16 protein-coding genes are annotated in these 19,272 nt (G+C 72.5%); 6 read left to right on the top strand and 10 right to left on the bottom strand.

Annotation, left to right across the window (positions count from 1 at the left end; all coding sequences use genetic code 11):
• Positions 1-4: 4 nt before the first annotated feature.
• A complete protein-coding gene (locus ABD262_RS13900) occupies positions 5-2,842 on the top strand; it encodes an FtsX-like permease family protein (RefSeq protein ID WP_344137206.1) in 2,838 nt (945 codons plus the stop codon).
• Positions 2,843-2,920: 78 nt separating this feature from the next.
• A complete protein-coding gene (locus ABD262_RS13895) occupies positions 2,921-3,520 on the top strand; it encodes a bacterial proteasome activator family protein (protein WP_344137202.1) in 600 nt (199 codons plus the stop codon).
• Positions 3,521-3,565: 45 nt separating this feature from the next.
• Here the strand turns inward: ABD262_RS13895 and ABD262_RS13890 are convergent, their stop codons facing one another.
• Together ABD262_RS13890 and ABD262_RS13885 are read right to left on the bottom strand one after the other, a co-directional pair.
• Complete coding sequence (locus tag ABD262_RS13890; RefSeq protein WP_344137199.1) at positions 3,566-3,997, bottom strand: RNA polymerase sigma factor; 432 nt, start codon at positions 3,995-3,997, stop codon at positions 3,566-3,568.
• 86 nt (positions 3,998-4,083) lie between these two features.
• Positions 4,084-5,388, bottom strand: coding sequence for an MFS transporter (locus ABD262_RS13885; protein WP_344137196.1), 1,305 nt, complete (start codon positions 5,386-5,388; stop codon positions 4,084-4,086).
• A gap of 99 nt (positions 5,389-5,487) precedes the next feature.
• Here ABD262_RS13885 and ABD262_RS13880 point away from each other — a divergent pair, with 99 nt between their 5' ends.
• Positions 5,488-7,140 carry a DUF885 domain-containing protein gene (locus tag ABD262_RS13880; protein ID WP_344137193.1) on the top strand — a complete coding sequence of 551 codons (1,653 nt, stop codon included), beginning with the start codon at positions 5,488-5,490 and terminating at the stop codon, positions 7,138-7,140.
• 42 nt (positions 7,141-7,182) lie between these two features.
• Here the strand turns inward: ABD262_RS13880 and ABD262_RS13875 are convergent, their stop codons facing one another.
• Together ABD262_RS13875 and ABD262_RS13870 are read right to left on the bottom strand one after the other, a co-directional pair.
• Positions 7,183-8,838, bottom strand: coding sequence for an FAD-binding dehydrogenase (locus ABD262_RS13875; RefSeq protein WP_344137191.1), 1,656 nt, complete (start codon positions 8,836-8,838; stop codon positions 7,183-7,185).
• A gap of 9 nt (positions 8,839-8,847) precedes the next feature.
• Positions 8,848-9,528, bottom strand: coding sequence for an HAD-IA family hydrolase (locus ABD262_RS13870; RefSeq protein WP_344137189.1), 681 nt, complete (start codon positions 9,526-9,528; stop codon positions 8,848-8,850).
• A 47-nt stretch (positions 9,529-9,575) separates the two neighbouring features.
• Between ABD262_RS13870 and ABD262_RS13865 the strand changes: the two genes are divergently transcribed.
• Complete coding sequence (locus ABD262_RS13865; protein ID WP_344137187.1) at positions 9,576-11,228, top strand: metallophosphoesterase family protein; 1,653 nt, start codon at positions 9,576-9,578, stop codon at positions 11,226-11,228.
• 32 nt (positions 11,229-11,260) lie between these two features.
• Positions 11,261-11,941, top strand: coding sequence for a DUF5701 family protein (locus tag ABD262_RS13860; protein ID WP_344137185.1), 681 nt, complete (start codon positions 11,261-11,263; stop codon positions 11,939-11,941).
• Positions 11,942-11,988: 47 nt separating this feature from the next.
• On the opposite strand, the gene ABD262_RS13855 is transcribed toward ABD262_RS13860, so the two are convergent.
• The 3 genes from ABD262_RS13855 to ABD262_RS13845 form a co-directional block, all read right to left on the bottom strand.
• Positions 11,989-12,843 carry a sucrase ferredoxin gene (locus ABD262_RS13855; RefSeq protein ID WP_344137182.1) on the bottom strand — a complete coding sequence of 285 codons (855 nt, stop codon included), beginning with the start codon at positions 12,841-12,843 and terminating at the stop codon, positions 11,989-11,991.
• A 44-nt stretch (positions 12,844-12,887) separates the two neighbouring features.
• Complete coding sequence (locus ABD262_RS13850; RefSeq protein WP_344137179.1) at positions 12,888-13,904, bottom strand: cupin domain-containing protein; 1,017 nt, start codon at positions 13,902-13,904, stop codon at positions 12,888-12,890.
• A gap of 223 nt (positions 13,905-14,127) precedes the next feature.
• Positions 14,128-14,424 (bottom strand): hypothetical protein, encoded by a 297-nt coding sequence (locus ABD262_RS13845; protein WP_344137176.1) that lies wholly within the window; start codon positions 14,422-14,424, stop codon positions 14,128-14,130.
• A 269-nt stretch (positions 14,425-14,693) separates the two neighbouring features.
• Between ABD262_RS13845 and ABD262_RS13840 the strand changes: the two genes are divergently transcribed.
• A complete protein-coding gene (locus tag ABD262_RS13840; RefSeq protein ID WP_344137173.1) occupies positions 14,694-15,740 on the top strand; it encodes an SGNH/GDSL hydrolase family protein in 1,047 nt (348 codons plus the stop codon).
• 111 nt (positions 15,741-15,851) lie between these two features.
• On the opposite strand, the gene ABD262_RS13835 is transcribed toward ABD262_RS13840, so the two are convergent.
• The 3 genes from ABD262_RS13835 to ABD262_RS13825 all read right to left on the bottom strand — a co-directional run bounded on the left by ABD262_RS13835 (position 15,852) and on the right by ABD262_RS13825 (position 19,225).
• Positions 15,852-17,129 (bottom strand): sugar ABC transporter permease, encoded by a 1,278-nt coding sequence (locus ABD262_RS13835; RefSeq protein ID WP_344137170.1) that lies wholly within the window; start codon positions 17,127-17,129, stop codon positions 15,852-15,854.
• Positions 17,126-17,983, bottom strand: coding sequence for an ATP-binding cassette domain-containing protein (locus tag ABD262_RS13830; protein ID WP_344137167.1), 858 nt, complete (start codon positions 17,981-17,983; stop codon positions 17,126-17,128). The genes ABD262_RS13835 and ABD262_RS13830 overlap by 4 nt, the downstream gene beginning before the upstream one ends.
• A 147-nt stretch (positions 17,984-18,130) precedes the next feature.
• Complete coding sequence (locus ABD262_RS13825; RefSeq protein WP_344137164.1) at positions 18,131-19,225, bottom strand: ABC transporter substrate-binding protein; 1,095 nt, start codon at positions 19,223-19,225, stop codon at positions 18,131-18,133.
• Between the last annotated feature and the right edge of the window lie 47 nt (positions 19,226-19,272).

Raw genomic sequence — 19,272 nt, 5'->3', positions numbered from 1 at the left:
CGCCATGACCACCCTCATGGAGCCCACGGCCCCGGCCGGCCTGTCCGACGACCCCGAGCGCGGCGAGGTCAAGAGCTCGCGGCTGTCCCGGTGGCGCGCCTCGTGGCGGGTCGCCCTGCGGATGGCCACACGAGATGCGTGGCGCTACAAGGGCCGCAGCATCCTGGTCCTCGTCATGGTCGCCCTTCCCGTGGCCGTCCTGGTCGCCACCCTGGTCTTCGCGACGACGTCGTCAGTGACCAGCGTCGAGCGGATCCCGACCGCCCTCGGCAGCGCCCAGGCGATGATCCAGGGACCCGAGGAGCAGGCCGTCTGGCAGACCGCCGACCCGGACGAGGGCTGGGCCACCGACGGCAGCAACATGCCGCCGGCGGCCACCGCGCTGCCCGGCTACGACCGCGCCGCCAGCCCGGGCTCGGCGGCGAACGTCGCTGCGCTGCAACGCCTCACCGGTGGCAAGGTCGTCCCGGTCGGAGACCTCTACATGCGTCGCGTCCTCGACGCCAGGCGGAGCCGAGGGCTGCTCGTGGCGACGGTCGACGCAGCGGCCACGGACCTCGGCAGCAAGGCCGAGCTCGTGTCAGGGCGCTGGCCCAGCGGTGACCGCGAGATCGTCGCGACCCCCTTCGGCGTCAGCCGGGGACTGGCCGACCACGGGACCGTCACCCTGCGCTACAGCGGTCGCCCGGTCGAGGTCACCGTCGTGGGCGTGGCCAACTTCTTCAGCAGCTGGGGTGGCCAGCCCGATGCGGTCTCGTCGCGGCCCCTCGACCAGGGGGCCACCCTCGACTGGCGCTACCTCCTGGTGCGTGACACCGGGGTGCCCTACTCCGAGGTCAAGCAGTGGAACGCCTACGGACTGCGAGTGACCAGTGCCGAGGCGCTGCGTCACCCGCCTGCGGCCTCCGAGCTGCCCCGGACCATGCAGCAGATGCGAAGCTCCCAGAACCGCGACCTGCAGACCGCGGTGGCCGTCGGTGGGGTGATGCTGCTGCTCGTCACCACCCTGCTGGTCGCTCCTGCCTTCGCGGTGAGTGCCTCGCGGCAGCGACGCACCCTGGCCCTGGCCGCAAGCAACGGGGCCGAGACCCGTCAGCTGCGCCGCAAGGTGCTGGCCCAGGCCTTGCTGCTCGGCGCCCTCGCCGCCGTGGTGTCGGCCGCCCTGGCGGTGCTGGCTGTGCGCGTCGCGGTGTGGGTCCTCGTCGCGAAGCGACCGTGGACCACCTTCCGCTTCTTCGAGATCCCTTGGTGGGCCGTGGCGGCAGTCATCGTCATGGCCGTCGTCAGCGCGCTCGTGGCGGCGCTCATCCCTGCCCTGCGCCTGCGTCGCCTCGACATCATCGGCGTGATGAAGGGGCAGAGCGTCTCGCCCCGCGTCAACCGCGTCCTGCCGGTCGTCGGTGCGGTCCTGGCCGTCGGCGGCGGCGTCGGCCTGGTCGGTGCGGTGGCGACCCACCAGCGCGAGCTCGCCATCGCCGGGCTCGCGGTCGCGCTGACCCTCGGCGCCCTGATGCTCGTGCCCCTCATCCTCGTGCTGGCGGGCATACTCGCCTCCCGCCTGCCCGTCGCGGCGCGGATGGCCACCCGCGACTCAGCGCGCCACCGCACGCGCTCGGTGCCCACGGTGGCCGCCATCATGGCCGGCACCATCGCTCTCACGATCTTCAGCATCGGGCTGGTGAGCGACACCGAGCAGCAACGCCGCGAGTACCGCCCGCAGCTGCCGGCCGGCGAGGGCGCCGCCTACCCCAGCTACGAGGGATCCGAGGACCCGGGAGCGTCGGCCGTGGAGCCGACCGAGGAGCTGGTGCGGTCGGTGACGCCCGACCTGGTGACCAGCCGGCTCGCCTCGGTGACGGTGAAGTACCCCGAGGGCTCGGCCGACCCGGTGCCGTTCGTCACTGCGGTCAAGCCCGGCTGCACCGTCGAGCGGGCGGTCAACGACTCACAGTTCGGCTCGGACGGCCGCCCGGTCTGCACCGTCGTCGGCACGAACGGCCAGACCTCGATCGCCGTCCTGCCCGCAGCCGACATCACCCGCATGGCCGGGCTGTCCGCCGCCGACGCCGCCGTGGTCGGCGCTGGCGGGATCATGGTGCGCGACCCCAGCCTCGTCGCGAGCGGCAAGGTCACGATGGCCTCGGGCGCCGCGACGACCAGGCAGACCGACGGCACGGTCAAGTCCGTCTCGGGTGTGCGGAAGGAGTCCCTGCCCGCCGTGCTCGGCAAGCTCCCACTCGGCCCCGGCCAGTACGGCGCGGCGGTCACCCCCCAGACGGCTCAGCGACTCGGCTGGGCGGTCGGCAACTACAGCCTCCTGCTGCGCAACCCCGACGGCGCCATCAGCCAGGCCGACGAGAACGCGCTGAGCGACCAGCTGAGCGAGGAGGGCGGCCTCTACGTCGAACGAGGCTTCCAGCGCGACGACGTGGTGATCATGCGGGTCATGTTCGCGGCGTTCGGCCTGCTCCTGCTGATCGTCACCCTCATCTCGACCGCCCTGGCGCTGGCCGAGCAACAGGGCGACATGGGCACGCTGGCCGCAGTCGGCGCGACCAAGGGCACACGGCGCCGGCTCGCGGCGGCGCAGGCGGCGACCGTCGCGTTCATCGGCGTGCTCGTGGGCATCGCCGTGGGCCTGGCCCCGGGCATCGCCGTGACCTACCCGCTGACCGGGTTCTCCTACGACCAGGAGACCGGCCGCGAGCTGACGCCGCATCCGATCACCATCATCCCGTGGCTGCCGCTGTCACTCCTCCTGGTCGGGGTGCCCCTCGTCGCGGCCCTGCTGTCGGCCGTAGCGATCCGACGGGCGCCCGCGATGACGCGACGAGCCGACTAGACCGGCCCACCGCGGGCCCCGGTCGGGGGGCCGGCGCCCGTGGTGGGCCACCGGCGGTCGTGGGGCAGGATAGGAACCATGAGCCAGCAGCCACACGACCAGCAGAGCGACGGCGGCGCCCAGCCGGGTGGCGAGGGTGACGGGCAGCAACGAGTCGTCGTCGTGACCCAGGACGGCATGGGCGTCGCGCCGCACCAGGACAGCGAGGACGGCCCCACGAACCCCGCCGACCTCGTCGAGCAGCCGGCCAAGGTGATGCGGATCGGCTCCATGATCAAGCAGCTGCTCGAGGAGGTGCGCAACGCGCCGCTCGACGAGGCCGGGCGGGTGCGGCTGGCCGAGATCCACCGCCGGTCGATCAAGGAGCTCGAGGACGGCCTGGCGCCCGAGCTGATCGACGAGCTGGAGCGGATCGCCCTGCCCTTCAACGAGGACGTGGCGCCCACCGACGCCGAGCTGCGCATCGCGCAGGCCCAGCTGGTCGGCTGGCTGGAAGGCCTCTTCCACGGCATCCAGACGGCGCTCTTCGCCCAGCAGATGGCCGCCCAGCAGCAGCTCCAGCAGATCCGGCGCGCGCTGCCCCCGGGCCATGCTCCCGAGGAAGGCCCGGGCATGGCGGCGCCGCAGGGGCTGCGGCCCGACACCGGTGACAGCGGGCCGACCGGGCAGTACCTCTAGCTCGGTGCCGAAGGACCGAGCCGGCAGCTCGTGTCGCCGGCCCGGTCAGGCAGGGGTGCGGTCCAGGTAGGCGCGGCGCAGCGCCCGGCGGCCGCGGTACGACAGCGCGGAGACGGCCCCCGGCGTGATCCCGAGCCGAGCTGCGGCCTCCGCGACGCTGAGCTCCTCGACGTGGGTGAGCAGGGGGACCTCACGCCAGCTCGGGTGCAGGGCGCCGAGGGCGTCGAGCAGGTCGCGGCGGGCCTCCTCGGTCAGGACTGCGTGGTCCACTCCCTGACCGGGGTCCGGGACGGTGTGCAGCGTGCGGTCGTCGGCGGTCGCCGGGGCGTGGCGGTGGCCGAGGCGCCGGCCGTGCCGGGCCGCCAGGTTGCGCACGCTGACGGCCAGGTAGGCGGGCGCGTTGTCGGACGGCCCGTGCCCGTTGGCCAGCGCGCGCAGCATCCTCGCGAACGCCTCCATGGCGCTGCTCGGCGTCACGACGATCGACGAGCTCCGCGACCGGGGGCCCGAGCTGCTCAGGCACCGCGGCGACTGGCCCGGCGGGCCGGGCGGCCAGCCAGTCGTCAGGCCGGAGCTGCCGCGCGCTCGGCCGCGTCGGCCAGCGCGATCTGCCGCAACGGGGAGAGCCAGGCGTATGCCGCGGCGGCAAGTCCCACGCCCACGACCGTGAGCATGGCGGGCCGCACCCCCACCTGGTCGGCGAGCGCGCCGGCGACGAGGGCGCCGATGGTCCAGCCGAGTCCCCACGAGAGCATCCGGCCGGCGGTGTTGACCCGGCTCAGCAGGTGCTCTGGGGTGACCTGCTGCCGGTAGTTCAGCGAGTTGATGATGACGAGCTGGTAGGCGACGCCCCAGCCGATCATGAAGACCACGGCCAGCAGCCAGTGGGTCGACACCGCGACGAGCAGCCCGAAGGCCGCAGAGACCGGGATCCAGCTGAGGGTCAGCCGCGCGGCGGTGACGCGACGCAGCAGCCGGGGGGTCAGCCAGGCCGCGAGGATCCCGCCGACACCCCACGCGCTGAAGACGAGCCCGAACCGCCAGCCCGAGGTGCCGATCCGCAGCACCCGGTCGCACCACGGCACCGCGAGCGCCATGAAACCGGCCCCGGCGACCGACTGGAGCGCACCGATCAGCGAGTTGGACCGCACCCCGTGGTGGCGCCAGAGGAACCGCACCCCTTCGCGGATGTCCGCGCGCACCGAGGCGAAACCCCTTGCGGCCGAACGCTCGCGGGCCACGGACATGGCGCGCCCGATCGATCGGACCACCAACGCCGACACCAGGAAGGTGAGCGCGTCGACGGCCAGCAGGTCGGCCGGGTGCACCACGGCGAGCGCGAGCCCCACCCCGGCGGGCACGGTCAGGTCGAGGATCCCGCCCGCGCCCCACACCGCGGAGTTGGCCTCCCCCACCCGGTCGCGGCCGACCAGCACGGGGAGGGCGCCGAAGTTGGCGCCGTCGAAGAAGGTGAACAGCGACTGGGCGAAGAACCCAGCGACCAGCACGTGCGGCACGGTGAGGCCGCCCAACCACCACGCAACGGGGACCGACCCGACCACGACCACGTTGGCGAGGTCGGCCAGCACCATCACCCGCTTGCGGTCGAACCGGTCGCCGACCGCCCCCGAGAACAGGCCGAAGAGCAGGTAGGGCAGCGCCTCGAGGGTCGTGGTGAGGGCCGTGAGCGTGGTCGAGCCGCTGAGCCGGTAGACCAGCACGGGCATGGCGACGGCCGTGACCAGCGACCCGAACAGGCTGGCCATCCGCGCCACCCAGTAGCGCCGGAAGTCGGCGTCGTCCCGCAGCGGGGCACGCTCGACCGCAGCGTCGCCCACGCTCGTGTCACCCCCCGCGTCGCTGCTCACCCGACGAGTCTGCAGGGTGCGACCCACTCCACCGCAACCCGGGTGTCCCGGTCGGCAAATTCCGGGCGACCGTCCGACGTGGCAGGTACGTTCGGGGACATGACGGACGACGTGCGACAGCTGGCTGACGACTACCACGACCACTGGATGCGGACCAGCCCGAGCTGGGCGCACATGGTGGGCGACTACCGGTTCGCCGACCGGTTCGACGACGCGAGCCGGGCCGCTGAGGACGACCTCATCACCGCCTCACGCGAGTTCGCCGCCCGGGCTGCCGCGATCCCGGACGACGGGCTGAGCCTGCAGGACCGCGCCACCCGCGACGTCGTGGCCTTCCAGGCCACCAGCGCCGCCGACGAGGCGGAGTGCCGCACCGCCGAGTTCGCGGTCAACCCGGTGTTCGGTCCGCAGGTCGACCTCCCGCTCACCATCGCCAACCTCGCCATCCCCACCGCCGAGGTCGCCGAGGCGATGCTGCACAAGTTCCGCGGCATCGGCCAGTACCTGCGCGACTCCGCCGAGCGGCACCGCGAAGGCGTCGCCTCGGGGCGCACGCCGGCCGCCTTCGCCGTCGCCGACACGGTCCCGCAGCTCGACGCCTGGCTGGCGCGGCCGCTGTCGGAGGACCCGCTGCTCCAGACCGCCGACCTGCCCGCCGACGTCGATGCCGATGAGTGGCGGGCCCGGCTGACCGAGGCCATCGAGCACGAGGTCCGACCGGGCCTGCAGGAGTACCGCGACGTCATGGTCGACGAAGTGGCACCGCACACCCGACCCGACGAGAAGTGCGGCCTGGTCTGGCTCCCCGACGGCGAGCAGACCTACGCCCGCGCCCTGGCCTCCAACACCACGACGACGCTGACCGCCCAGGAGATCCACGACCTCGGCCTGCGCCAGATCGCCTCGCTCGAGGAGGAGTACGCGACCCTGGGCGGGGAGGTGCTCGGCACGTCCGACGTGCCCGCGGTCTACGAGCGGCTGCGCACCGATCCCGCGCTGCGCCACCACGACGCCGCCGAGATCCTGGCCGAGTGCGAGACCGCGTTCGCCCGGGCCCGCGCGGCGATGCCGGCCTGGTTCAACCGGCTGCCCGCGGCCGACTGCGCCATCAAGACCACCACGCAAGGCGCGCTCGGCTTCTACTACCCGCCCTCGGACGACGGCACCCGAGGCGGTGTCTTCTACGTCAACACCTCCGACCCGGCCGCCTGGGGGCGCGTCGAGATCGAGGCGCTCAGCTACCACGAGGGCATCCCGGGCCACCACCTCCAGCTCGCGATCGCGGCCGAGCTCACCGACCTGCCCACCCTGCGACGTCACACGATCTTCAACGCCTACGCCGAGGGCTGGGGGCTCTACACCGAGCGGCTGGCCGACGAGATGGGGCTCTACTCCACGCCGCTGACCCGGCTCGGCATGCTGACCATGGACTCCGTGCGCGCGTGTCGGCTCGTCGTCGACACCGGCCTGCACGCACTCGGCTGGAGCCGCCAGCAGGCGATCGACTACATGGTGGCCAACTCACCGATGTCGACGGCCAACGTCACCAGCGAGGTCAACCGGTATGCCGTGCTGCCCGGTCAGGCGTGCGGCTACATGGTCGGTCGGCTCGAGATCCTGCGCATCCGCCGGGAGGCCCAGGAGCGCCAGGGCGAGGCCTTCGACATCAAGGCCTTCCACGACGCCGTGCTCGACGGGGGCAGCGTGCCGCTCGGGGTGCTGGACACGATCGTCCGCGACCGCCTCCCCTGACACCGACGCGCCCCGCCCACTCGGGGTGGGGGGAGGCCGTCGTCAGGCGGTTGCGGCCGCGGCGGCCCGCCCGGCGGTCCGACCGGAGAAGATGCAGCCACCGAGGAAGGTGCCCTCGAGCGCGCGGTAGCCGTGCATCCCGCCGCCGCCGAACCCGGCGACCTCGCCCGCGGCATACAGGCCGGGCACCGGCTGACCCGACGCGGACTGGACGCGCGCCAAGAGGTCGGTCTCGAGCCCGCCGAGGGTCTTGCGGGTGAGGATGTTGAGGCGGACCGCGATGAGGGGTCCGGCCTTGGGGTCGAGGATGCGGTGCGGAGAGGCGGTGCGGATCAGCTTGTCTCCCCGGTAGTTCCGCGCACCGCGGACCGCCGTGACCTGCGCGTCCTTGCTGAAGTCGTTGTCCAGCTGGCGGTCGCGCTCGACGACCTGCCGCTCGACGTGGGCGAAGTCCAGGGGGGCGTCGGGCGTGAGGGCGTTCATCTTGTCGACCAGCTCACGCAGGGTGTCGGCCGAGACGAAGTCGGCGCCCTTGTCGAGGAACGCGCGCACCGGGCCCGGCATGTCGGCCCGCGCGCGACCCAGCACGTCCTTGACCGACTTGCCGGTGAGGTCGGGGTTCTGCTCCGACCCGGAGAGCGCGAACTCCTTGCCGATGATCTTCTTCGTCAGCACGAACCAGCTGTGGTCGTGCCCGGTCCGGCGCAGGTGGGCCAGCGTGCCGAGGGTGTCGAACCCCGGGAACAGCGGCGGCGGAAGCCGGTCGCCGTTGCCGTCGAACCACAGCGAGCTCGGTCCGGGGAGGATGCGGATGGCGTGGGACGGCCAGATCGGGTCCCAGTTCTCGATGCCCTCGACGTAGTGCCACATCCGGTCGCGGTTGACCAGGCGGCCGCCCGCGGCCTCGGTGATCGCGAGCATCCGGCCGTCGACGTGGGCCGGCACCCCGGTCAGCATGTGCTCGGGAGCCGTGCCGAGGCGCTCGGGCCAGTTGGCGCGGACCAGGTCGTGGTTGGCGCCGATGCCGCCGCTGGTGACGACGACGGCCTGGGCGGACAGCTCGAACTCGCCCACCGCCTCCCGGCTGGTCGGCCGGCCCCTCGCCGCGGAGTCGTCGGCCAGGAGCGTCCCGCGCACACCGGTGACGGCGCCGTCGCTGGTGACCAGCTCGTCGACCTGGTGGCGGTGGCGCAGCTCCACGAGTCCTGCCGTCACGTGCTCCTGCACCCGGCGCAGGAACGGCGCCAACACACCGGGGCCGGTGCCCCAGACGATGTGGAACCGCGGCACCGAGTTGCCGTGGCCGGACGCCGACCCGTCACCCCGCTCGGCCCAGCCGACGACGGGGAAGAACCGCATCCCCTGGTCGTGCAGCCACGCCCGCTTCTCGCCTGCGGCGAAGTCGACATAGGCGCGGGCCCATTGGGCGCCCCACCGGTCCTGGTCGTCGAGCCGGTCGAACCCGGCCGAGCCCTGCCAGTCCTGCCACGCGAGGTCGACGTGGTCCTTGATCCCCATCCGCCGCTGCTCGGGGCTGTCGACGAGGAACAGCCCGCCGAACGACCAGTGCGCCTGCCCCCCGAGGTTGGCGGCGCTCTCCTGGTCGACGACCACCACCCGTCGTCCCGCGTCAGCGAGCTCGGCTGCGGCGACGAGCCCGGCCAGGCCGGCTCCGACCACGATGACGTCAGCGTCCATGCGCCCAACCTACGGGCCGGTAACCACCGGCGCCACGCAAACGCGACCCTCCACCACCGAGAACCGCACGTCCGCGAGGGTGTCCACCACCGCGTCGGCGAGCAGGTCGGCGGCGACCGTCGTCGTCGTGACGGCGAGGGTCGCGCACCCGGCCGCCCGGGCAGCCTCGAGACCACCCGGCGCGTCCTCGACCACGAGGCAGTCCGTGGGGTCGACCCCGAGCCGCGCGGCGGCGAGGAGGAAGGGTTCGGGGTGCGGCTTGCCCTGCCTCACGTCGCTCGCCGTGACGACCACCCTCGGGGCGGGCAGTGCGGTGACCGCCAGGCGGGCGTCCGCGAGGGGTCGGGTGCACGACGTCGCGATGGCGCACAGGTCCACCTCGCCGGTCAGCACGGCGAGCGCGTCGAGGGTGCCGGGCAGGACGGTGATGCCCTCGGTGTCGGCGACCTCGATGGCCTCGATCCGCTCGAAGGCGGAGTCCACCCGGCCGGGGGGCAGCAGGGCCGAGATGACACCGCGCGCCGGCACCCCGTGGAACCCGGCCAGGTCGTGGGGGTCGACGCCTTCCTCCTGCGCCCACCTCAGCCACGACCGGATGACCGTCGGGATCGAGTCGATCAGCGTCCCGTCCATGTCGAACAGCACCGCCGCGAAGGTGCGGCCTTCCAGCGTCCCCAGGCGTCGCGGCATACCCGCCAGCGTAGGAGGCGCCGACGGGAGCCGGTTACGGTGGACCGGTGAGCACGCCCCCCGAGAGCCCACGTCGCTGGAGGCGTGTGTCCCCGTGGCTGCTGCGGAGCGCCGCGTTGGCGTTGCTCTTCGTCGCCTGCAACAGCGGCGGCGTGGCCGCGACCACGCTCTTCCCCAGCTCTGCCGACACGCTGAACTACGGCGCAGAACTGCGGCTCTCCCTCAACCCCGGAGACGTCTCCAAGATCCAGAGCCCCACGATCTTCGGCGACATCAAGCTCGATTTCGCCGGTCCCGTGCCGGCACCGGGCGTCGTGGCCCAGGTCCGCGTCAAGGAGCGGATCACCGACCTCCTCGCCCGCCCCAACATCTCCGTCCAGTCCCTCCAGCCGGGGCCCCTGGAGCTCGAGCGCGCCGCCCGCGGGGGTGTCATCGCCCTCGCCTGGCGGTTTGCGGCGGGTGCGCTCCTGGTCGCCGTCCTCTGCCTCGGTGGGTATGCCGCGTGGCGGCGGCGGCGACCGCAGCCACGGTGGGCTGCGGTGGTCGCCTCCGTGTGGGTCGCCTCGTGCGTGGCCACCTTCGGAGTCATCGGGCTGACCTACCAGCCGGAGCGACTGGACAGTTTCACCACCACCGGCATCCTCGGCACGGTGCAGCGCAACGCCGACCTGCTCGAGGGGGTCGAGACCCGCGCGGAGCAGGTGACGCCGTACCTCAAGAACCTGCTGGCCCTGTCGGCGGCGCTCCAGGACAAGTACGCCCCGCAGGCTCTCGACCGACCCGTGGCCGCTCGGCTGCTCCTCGTCTCGGACATCCACGGGGCCAACCAGTACTCCCTGATGAAGACGATCGTCGAGCAGGAACGGATCGACGCCGTCATCGACTCGGGTGACCTGGTCAACTTCGGCAGCGCCACCGAGGCCGACGCCGCCGACCTGTTCAAGGGCATCGCCTCGCTGGGGGTGCCGTACCTCTTCGTCAAGGGCAACCACGACGGCCGGTCCGACGTCGACCGCGAGCTGCTCGACCGCCTCGCGGCCGTCCGCAACGTCGTCCTGCTCGAGCCGGACGACGAGACCTACGTGGTCGAGAGCATCCACGGCCTGCGCATCGCGGGGTTCAACGACCCCCGGTGGTTCGGCGACGACAACACCAACAACGCCGCCAAGCAGAAGCCGGCCGCCGACCGCTACAACGCGGCGATGGCCGACGAGCCGGTGCCCGACCTCGTCGTCAGCCACGAGCCGGCCGCTGCCGAAGACGTGGCCCTGGCAGGGATCCGGGTCAACGGACACATGCACGCCAGCCAGCTCCAGGGGACCCGGATCGGGGTCGGCACCTTCACCGGCGGCGGCCCGTTCAGCCACTTCATCGCTGGCGACCAGACCGGCACCGCGAAGGGTGGCAGCAGCAAGGACGTCGGCGAGCTCACCGGTCAGCCGTCGGCCTTCGACATCGCGACCTTCGGGACCGACTGCCGGCTGGCGTCGCTGACCCGCTACCAGTTCCGCAACGTCATCGAGGGCCGCCCCGCGTACGACAACGTGACGCTCATCAACGGCTCACGGATCGAGGACGCCCCGCCGGCGGCAGCAGTGCCCGCGGGCGAGGCCGGCGGCACTGCCTCGGCCGCACCGGCCCGTACCTGCGGCCCCGACCTGGAGCAGAGCAGGGAACGGGTGACCGTCGCCCCGCGTTGAACCTCGGCCACCCGCACGTGACCGGAGGACCCGTGACCCAGACGCCGACCGACACCCGCCGCCCGACCGACTCGACCACCCCGGCTGCGACCGCGACCGAGTTCGACCGCCAGGTGCGCAGCTACCTCGACGCCGGCTACCCGGCACTGGCCGGGATGAGCCAGCCGGCGTTCGTCGACCTCGTCGAACCACTGCGGGACAAGGCACTGCGGGACAGGGCTTTGCGGGCCGAGCCCACCGCTGACGACCGCATCCCGTTCGCGCTCGTGGTCACGTCACGCCTGGTCACCGCCGACCGAGCCCTCCCCACGGTGCACTGGAAGGCCACTACCGGGTGGACCGAGTACACCGCCGACGACCTCGCCGGCTACCGCCCGATCGAGGGCGTGCACGTCCCGGACCACGCGGCATACCTCGTCACCGACGTCGACACCGGGAAGGCGACCCTCGACGTGCGCGCCAAGGATGCGGTGCCGCTCATCGCGGCCGAGGGCCGCACGCCGCTCACGGTCGACGAGGGCGTCAGCCTGCTCGCGCTCTGGCCGGGGATCCTCAAGGAGCGCAACGCCTTCTTCCTGCCCGGTGCGCGGGACGGCAGCAAGCGGGTGGCCGCGCTCTGGGTGAGCAAGGGTCACCCGCGGCTGGGCTGGTGCTGGGAGGGCAACCCGCACAGCTGGCTGGGTTCGGCGTCGTGCGGCGGACGCGTGGCCTGAGCTGACGCGCAGCCGCGACGCCGGTTGTCGTGCTGTTGGCGGCCCCTTCAGCCTGCCGGGTCGATGACCTCGGCCGTCCACACGTATGCCGTGGCGTCGGCGCTGGCGCTGCAGGTGAGCCGCGCGGCGGGCTGGCTGGTGCGCCGCACCGTCACCTCCGACCTCGCGGGCAAGCCACCGCGCCCCAGCACCTCGACCCGCCACCGCCCGCCGTGGGCGACCACCTCGCCGGGCGTCACGTCGCCCACCGCTGCCGGACCGTGCGCCCGCAGCACCGCTGCGAGGGCGGCCTGCACCGGCGGTCGGTGGGCCGAGAACCCGCGCAGGTGCTCGAGGTCCACCGACCCCGACAGGTGCGACTGCACGACGTCGACCGCCCTCGCCGCGTCCAGTCCGCCGTAGACGGTGCCGTCGGGGACGACGAGCAGGTTGGCGGCGAACCGGTCACCGCCGATGTGCGTGCACTCCCACGTCTGCTGCGGCCAGCGGACCGCGAGCGCCTGGGCGACCGGGCGCCCCCTGACCGCGCAACAGACGTCGTGACGCCCGTGGGTGCAGACCAGGAACAGCGGCCCTGGCAGGTCTCCCGCGGCGGAGTCGTCCGGTCCGTGCAGCAGGGCGGCATCGGCGGCCAGCAGGTCGTCGGAGCGGTGCCAGGTGCCCTCCTGCCGTCGGCCGTCGAGGTCGAGGACGGTCCAGCGGCGCGGCCGCGCTGCCGCCGGGACCGCGGCCCGGCCCGGTCGGCGGACGAGCACGACCCGTCCTCCGACGGACAGGGCGGTGCGGTGCAGCCGGTCCGCGACGGCGTCGTCGATACCGGGGCTGTCGAGGGCCGCCGGGGCCCAGCCGCCAGGGTGCTCGACGAGCAACCAGCGCGTCGCGGGGGCTGCGGTGCCCAGCATGGGATCGCCTCGACGTCGCGCGGACGTCGAACACCGGGGCGTGGTCATGCAGGGACGACGACGCCGGCGCGCAGGAGGGCGCGGGTGAGCTCGAGGCCGAGCTCGGCCGCCGTGGCCGAGCCCGAGTCGAGCAGCCGCTCGACGGCGGCGAGGTCAGGACGCTCGACCGTCTGCGACCCGACCCTGCTGCGCAGCACGGTGCGGCCGCCAGCGGTCGGCACGAGAGTGGCGGCGACGTGGGCCCGCAGGTCCACCCGGGTCTGCGGAGTCACCGAGCTCGCGGCCTCGGCCTGCGCCAGGGGAGCGATCGGGGCCGGCCGCTGGGCAGCGCGCGCGGCACCGGCCAGCCCGGTCGCGAGGTCGTTCGCGTCGACCTGGGCCAGCGCCTCGAGGAGGGCCGCGCGGACCACCTCGACATCGTCGTGTCCGGGTCCGTCGGCGACCAGGTCGGTGCCCAGTGGCAGGGCGTCGCGCAGCTGGCTGGAGCGGCTCGCGCGCGCGACGGCGGCGCGCACCAGCTCGTCAGCCACGTGGCGGCGGGTCCATGCGTGGACCCCGATGGTGAGGTGGATGCTGGTGCCGCCCAACGCCGTTGCGGAGTGCAGGTACCCGCGCGGCAGGTAGAGGCAGTCGCCCGGCGCGAAGGTCTCCTCGATGAGCGGTGCTGTGCGGGCCGCCTCCTCGACCGCGGCCCGGTGGTCCGTCCAGGGCTCGTCACGCAGCGGCAGGTCGTGCACGGGTGGACGGATCCGCCAGCGCTTCTCCCCCGCGATCTGCAGGACGAAGACGTCGTGCACGTCGTAGTGGTCACTGAACCCGGTGTTCTCCGGCGGGGTGACGTAGGCGTTCACCTGCACCGGGTGCCCGAGCTCGGCGGCGAGGGCCTGGGAGAAGTCGACGACAGGTCGCCAGGTGCGGTGCAGGCCCTGCAGCACCAGCGTCGCGCCGTCCGAGAAGTGCTGGAGGACGGCGTCGTCGCTGGCCTGGTCGGCGATGGCGGCGCCGATCCCACCTCCGCGGGTGAAGCTCCGGTCGGCGAGGGTCGTGCCCTCCTTGGCCATGCGCAGGAACGGCGTCCGCAGGCCGCGGGCCGAGACCAGCTCGTCGACGGCGGCGGCGGAGAACAGGTCGTCGAACGGCTGGGGCAGGTCTGCCGCCCTGCTGAGCAGCGGCGCCCGCGACCAGTGGCGCTCGGCGAACTCGGCCGGCGGGACAGCGAGGAGGCACCCGGTGCGATGACGTCGTGGTCACCGGCTCACCGGCACCGGTCGGCGGTCGGTGCGGTCAGGACCCGTCGGCGCCGCCATCGGCACCGCCGTCCTGGCCACCGGCGTTCGCGCCACCGTCGGCCGGACCCTCGCCCGCACCACCATCAGCGCCACCGTCGGCACCGCCGTCGTGGCCACCGGCGTCCGCGCCACCGTCGGCCGGACCCTCGCCCGCGCCGCCATCGGCGCCGCCATCGGCGCCACCGTCGGCGCCACCGTCATCGGCACTGCCCGGCATACCCGCCGCGCCACCGTCGGACGGTCCGATGCCGCCCTCGTCGTCGCTTGCTTCGTTCAGGGGGGTTTCGGTCATGAGTGGTTCTCCCTGTCTTCGGACGACGCCGTGTCGCGCCGCTGCTCCCTTCCTATGCCACCCAGCGCCGGGCCGCCACTCAGAACCCCACGTTTGCGCAGGTCAGACGCCCACGCAGGCATTGCGGTGGCCCGGTCGACCCGATCCCGGGCCGTCCCTACCCGAGGTAAGGACTTGGCAAGGGTTCGCGCCCAGGCCGCCGCGCCCGATCTCCCAGCCCTACTGTGCGACCACCGATCCTCTGGACTGCAGGGAGAAAACCAATGGCGATGACCCGCAGGTTCGGCGCGCTCGTGGCTCTTGGTGCCGCGACCGCCCTCACCGTGTCAGCAGCACCCGCCCAGGCGGCGAGCTCGTACGTGGCACTGGGCGACTCGTACTCCTCGGGCACCGGCACCCGGACCTACCTCAACGACGGCACGTCGTGCCAGCGCTCGGTCTACGCCTATCCCTCGCTCATCTCGGCCAGCAAGGGGTTGACCCTCAACTTCCGCGCCTGCTCCGGAGCCAGGGTCGCCGACGTCACCAACACCCAGCTGGGTGCGCTCACGACCTCGACGACGCAGGTGTCGATCTCGGTGGGGGGCAATGACGCCGGGTTCGCCGACGTCCTCACGGAGTGGGCGCAGCCCGGCTGGATGAGCGACTGCAACGGGGCCATCGACGGCGCGCAGAGCATCATCACCAACACCCTCCCGGCGCGGCTGTCCACGCTCTACGCCTCGATCAGGGCCAAGGCACCCAACGCCAAGGTGGTCGTCGTCGGCTATCCCCGGATCTTCCAGGGTGAGGACTGCAACGCCTTCACCTGGTTCTCCCCGGCCGAGGAGACCCGGCTCAACCAGACCGCCGACCTGCTCAACAGCAAGACCTCCGCCCAGGCTGCGGCCAAGGGCTTCACGTTCGTCAACCCGACCAGCCGGTTCAGCGGTCACGCCGTGTGCGACGACGTCGAGTGGCTCAACGGCCTGTCCAACCCGGTCAGCGAGAGCTACCACCCGAACGTCGCGGGACACCGTGACGGCTACGCCCCGCTGGTCAGCACGCCGCTCACCGGCAGCGCGTTCAGGGTCAGCAGCGCGACGCTCCGCCAGGCCGAGCGGTCGGCCGACCGGCTGGCGACCCAGCAGCGCCGCTACGCCGCTGCCGACGCCACGATCAGCCCCGAGCAGTTCCGGGCGCCCGACCTGACCACGGCCGAGGCGAAGGCAGCGGCCCGGCGCGCCGGGGTCGACCTGCGTTCGCGGGCCAGCATCGACGCCGCCGACCGGGCCTGGTCGCAGCGCCAGGCCGAGGCACGCACGTCCTCCCCCTGATCCCACCTCTATCGGGTCACCCGACAAGGGTGGGACGACGACCGGAGGGGTATGCCGGGTGGTGACCACCCGGCATACCCCTGCGGTGTTGGTGGGTGCAGCCGCGAACCCTCAGGCGCGACCGTGGGCGGCGCGGCTGCGGCGGCTCAGCGAGTCGACGATGACCGCGAGCAGGAGGACGCCACCGGTGATCATGTAGCGCTCCGGCGAACCGAGGTTGACCAGGCTCAGGCCGTTGGAGATCGACTGGATGACCAGGATGCCGAGCAGGGCCGAGTAGGCCGACCCGCGCCCGCCGAAGAGCGAGGTGCCGCCGATGACGGCTGCCGCGATGGCGTTGAGGTTGACGTCGCCACCGCCGCTGCTCTGGTTGGCCGCGGCCAGGCGACCGGCAGCCAGCAGGCCACCGAGGGCGGCCAGCGTCGAGCAGAAGACGAACACGGTGACGTAGATCCGCTTGACGTTGATGCCCGCGCGACGGGCCGCCTCGACGTTGCCACCGATGGCCAGCACCGAGCGGCCCCACGACGTGCGCCGGATGACGAAGTCGAAGACGACGACCAGCGCGAGGAACAGCACGAACATGTAGGAGACGCCGCGATCACGGTTCAGCACGTTGACGGGGATGCCCAGCAGCAGCAGGAGCGCGACGGATCGGATCGCCAGGGTCGTGACAGGGGTCGTCGACAGGCCCGCCGTGGCCCGGCGCTGGTTTGCGCGCAGCCGGAGGACGAGGTAGATCACTACGGCCGCGACCACGACGCCGTAGGCCGTCGCGTCGGGCAGGAACTTGAGGGCGGAGAACTGCACCAGCGCGGAGTCGAACGGGATGTTGATCGACCCCTCCTTGCCGAGCACCTTGAGCTGCAGGCCCAGGAAGCCGAGGAGCCCGGCCAGCGTGATGACGAAGCTGGGCACGCCGAAGCGCGTGTAGAGCACGCCGTAGACCCCGCCGATGACGGCACCCGCGACGAGCGCTGCGACGATCGCCAGCGGCAGCGCCCAGCCGTGGCCGACGAAGCCGACCGCCAAGATGGCCGCTGACAGGCCGCTGATCGAGCCGACCGAGAGGTCGATCTCGCCGAGCAGCAGCACCAGCACGATGCCCAGCGCGATGATCCCGGTGGGCACGCTCTGCTGGGTGAGGTTGACGAGGTTGCGGCTGGAGAGGAAGGCGTCGTTGCGCAGCGCGAAGACACCCCAGATGACGACGAGGCCGACGACGACCGGCAGCGAGCCGAGGTCACCACTGCGCAGCCGCGAGAGGAACGCACGCAGGAAGCCGCCCACGCCCTGCGACGCGATCAGCCGCTCGTCCTGGAGGTCTGCGGGCAGGGCCGCGGTCGTGTCGACCGACTGCGCCTCGGGAGTGGGAGTGGGGGTGCTCATGACTGCTCCTCCGAGGTGGCAGTGGATGGGGCGGTGGTGTCAGTGGGCGCAGCGTCCTGCTCGGCCGGCACCGCACGACGGGCCGCCCGTTGCGACACGGCGTTCGTGGTCGCGCCGGTGATCGCGGCGATGATCTCCTGGCTCGTGGTCTGGGAGACGTTGAACGTGCCGTTGTTGCGACCCAGGCGCAGCACGCTCACGCGGTCGGCGACCGCCATCACGTCGGACATGTTGTGGCTGATGAGGATGACTCCGAGGCCGTTCTCGCGCAGCCGCTCGACGAGGTTGAGCACCTCGGCGGTCTGGGCGACGCCGAGAGCGGCCGTGGGCTCGTCGAGCATCACCACCTTGGGGGCGCCGAGCAGGGACCGCGCGATGGCGACGGTCTGGCGCTGGCCGCCCGACAGGCTGGCGACGGGGATGCGCACCGACGGGATCTTGGCGCTGAGCTGGCGCAGCAGCCGCCAGGACTCCTGCTCCATGGTCACCTCGTCGAGGGCGCGACCGCGGAAGAGCTCACGGCCGAGGAAGAGGTTGGCCACCACGTCGAGGTTGTCGCAGAGGGCGAGGTCCTGGAAGACCGTCGCGATGCCGAGGTGCTGCGCCTCCGCCGGGCTGGCGACACTGGCCGGCTTGCCGTCGAACGTCATCTGCCCCTCGTCGGGGGTGTAGACGCCGGCGATGGTCTTGACGAGCGTGGACTTGCCCGCGCCGTTGTCGCCCACGAGGGCCACGACCTCGCCCGAGTGGACGTCGAACTCGATGTCCTTGAGTGCCTGCACGGCACCGAAGCGCTTGGAGACTCCGGTCAGGGCCAGGACGGCCGTCGTCGGCGGCGAGAGGGTCGCTGTCATGTCAGTCCTTCGGTGGTTCGGTGGAGCCCGGTGCGGTGGCGCACCTGCCGGCGGATGACTCAGGGAGTGCCTCCGACCAGCAGTGTGCCGCGTGCGCCAGCGGGTGGGAACGGCGCCGCGGCGCTGCTCCCACCCGCTGGCCTGTGATCAGCTGATGCCGGCCGCGGTGCAGGCCGCGGCAAAGGCACCCGTGCAGAGGTCGGCGACCTTGTAGACGTTGTCCTTGATGATCGTGTCCTTGACCTTGTCCTTGGTGACCGCGATCGGGTCGAGGATGGTCGAGGGCACGCCGTCGGTGTCGCCGGTCGAGGCGGGCTTCTGCTTGTTCGCCAGCGCGATGGCGGCCTTGGCAGCAGCCTCGGCCTCCGGCGGGACCGGCTTGTAGATGGTCATGGCCTGGTCGCCGGCGAGGATCCGCTGGATCGCGGCGAGCTCGGAGTCCTGGCCCGTGACGGGCGGCAGGGGCTTGACGCCGCCGGCCTTGAGCGCGGCGATCGCGCCACCGCCGGTGCCGTCGTTCGCCGCGTAGACACCGACGAGGCTGCCCTTGACGGCCGAGATCTGGCCCTCCATCCAGGCCTGCGCCTTGTCGGGGCTCCAGTCCGGGGTGTCGTACTCGGCGGCGATCTTGAAGCCGCTGCTGTCGAGGACGCTGTGCGCACCCTTCTTGAAGCTGGCGGCGTTGGGGTCGGTCGGCGAGCCGTTGATCATGACGATGTCGCCCGAGGTCTTGCCCCCGGCCTTGATGGTGTCGACCAGGGTCTGGGCCTGGATCTTGCCGACCGTCTCGTTGTCGAAGGAGACGTAGTAGTCGGCACCGGCGATGAACCGGTCGTAGGCGACGACAGGGACGCCCTGGCTCTTGGCGCTGGCCACGACCCCAGCGGCGGCCTTGCCGTCGACCGGGTCGAGGACGAGCACGTTCGCGCCCTGGGTCAGGGCTGCCTCGGCCTGCTGCTGCTGCTTGGCCGGGTCCTGGTCGGCGTTGCTGTAGATGATCGTGCAGTCCGCGCAGTCCTTCTTGACAGCGGCCTCGAACAGCGGCCGGTCGAAGGTCTCGTAGCGGGTGGTCTTGGACTCGGGCAGGAGGAGCGCGATCTTCTTGGCGCCGCCGCCACCGGACGACGACGAGCCGCTGCTCCCGGAGCCGGAGTCATCGCTGTTGCCACACGCGGCGAGCGACGCGAGGCCGAGGCCAGCCACGAGAGCGGCCCCGGCGAGACGAATGGAACGGGTGGGCATACTGAACTCCCTTGGTCAGGCGCCGACAACCACGATGGTGCGGGCGT

Source organism: Pedococcus bigeumensis, from assembly GCF_039531795.1.
Classification (GTDB): domain Bacteria; phylum Actinomycetota; class Actinomycetes; order Actinomycetales; family Dermatophilaceae; genus Pedococcus; species Pedococcus bigeumensis.
This window is presented reverse-complemented; position numbering and strand designations above follow the sequence as displayed.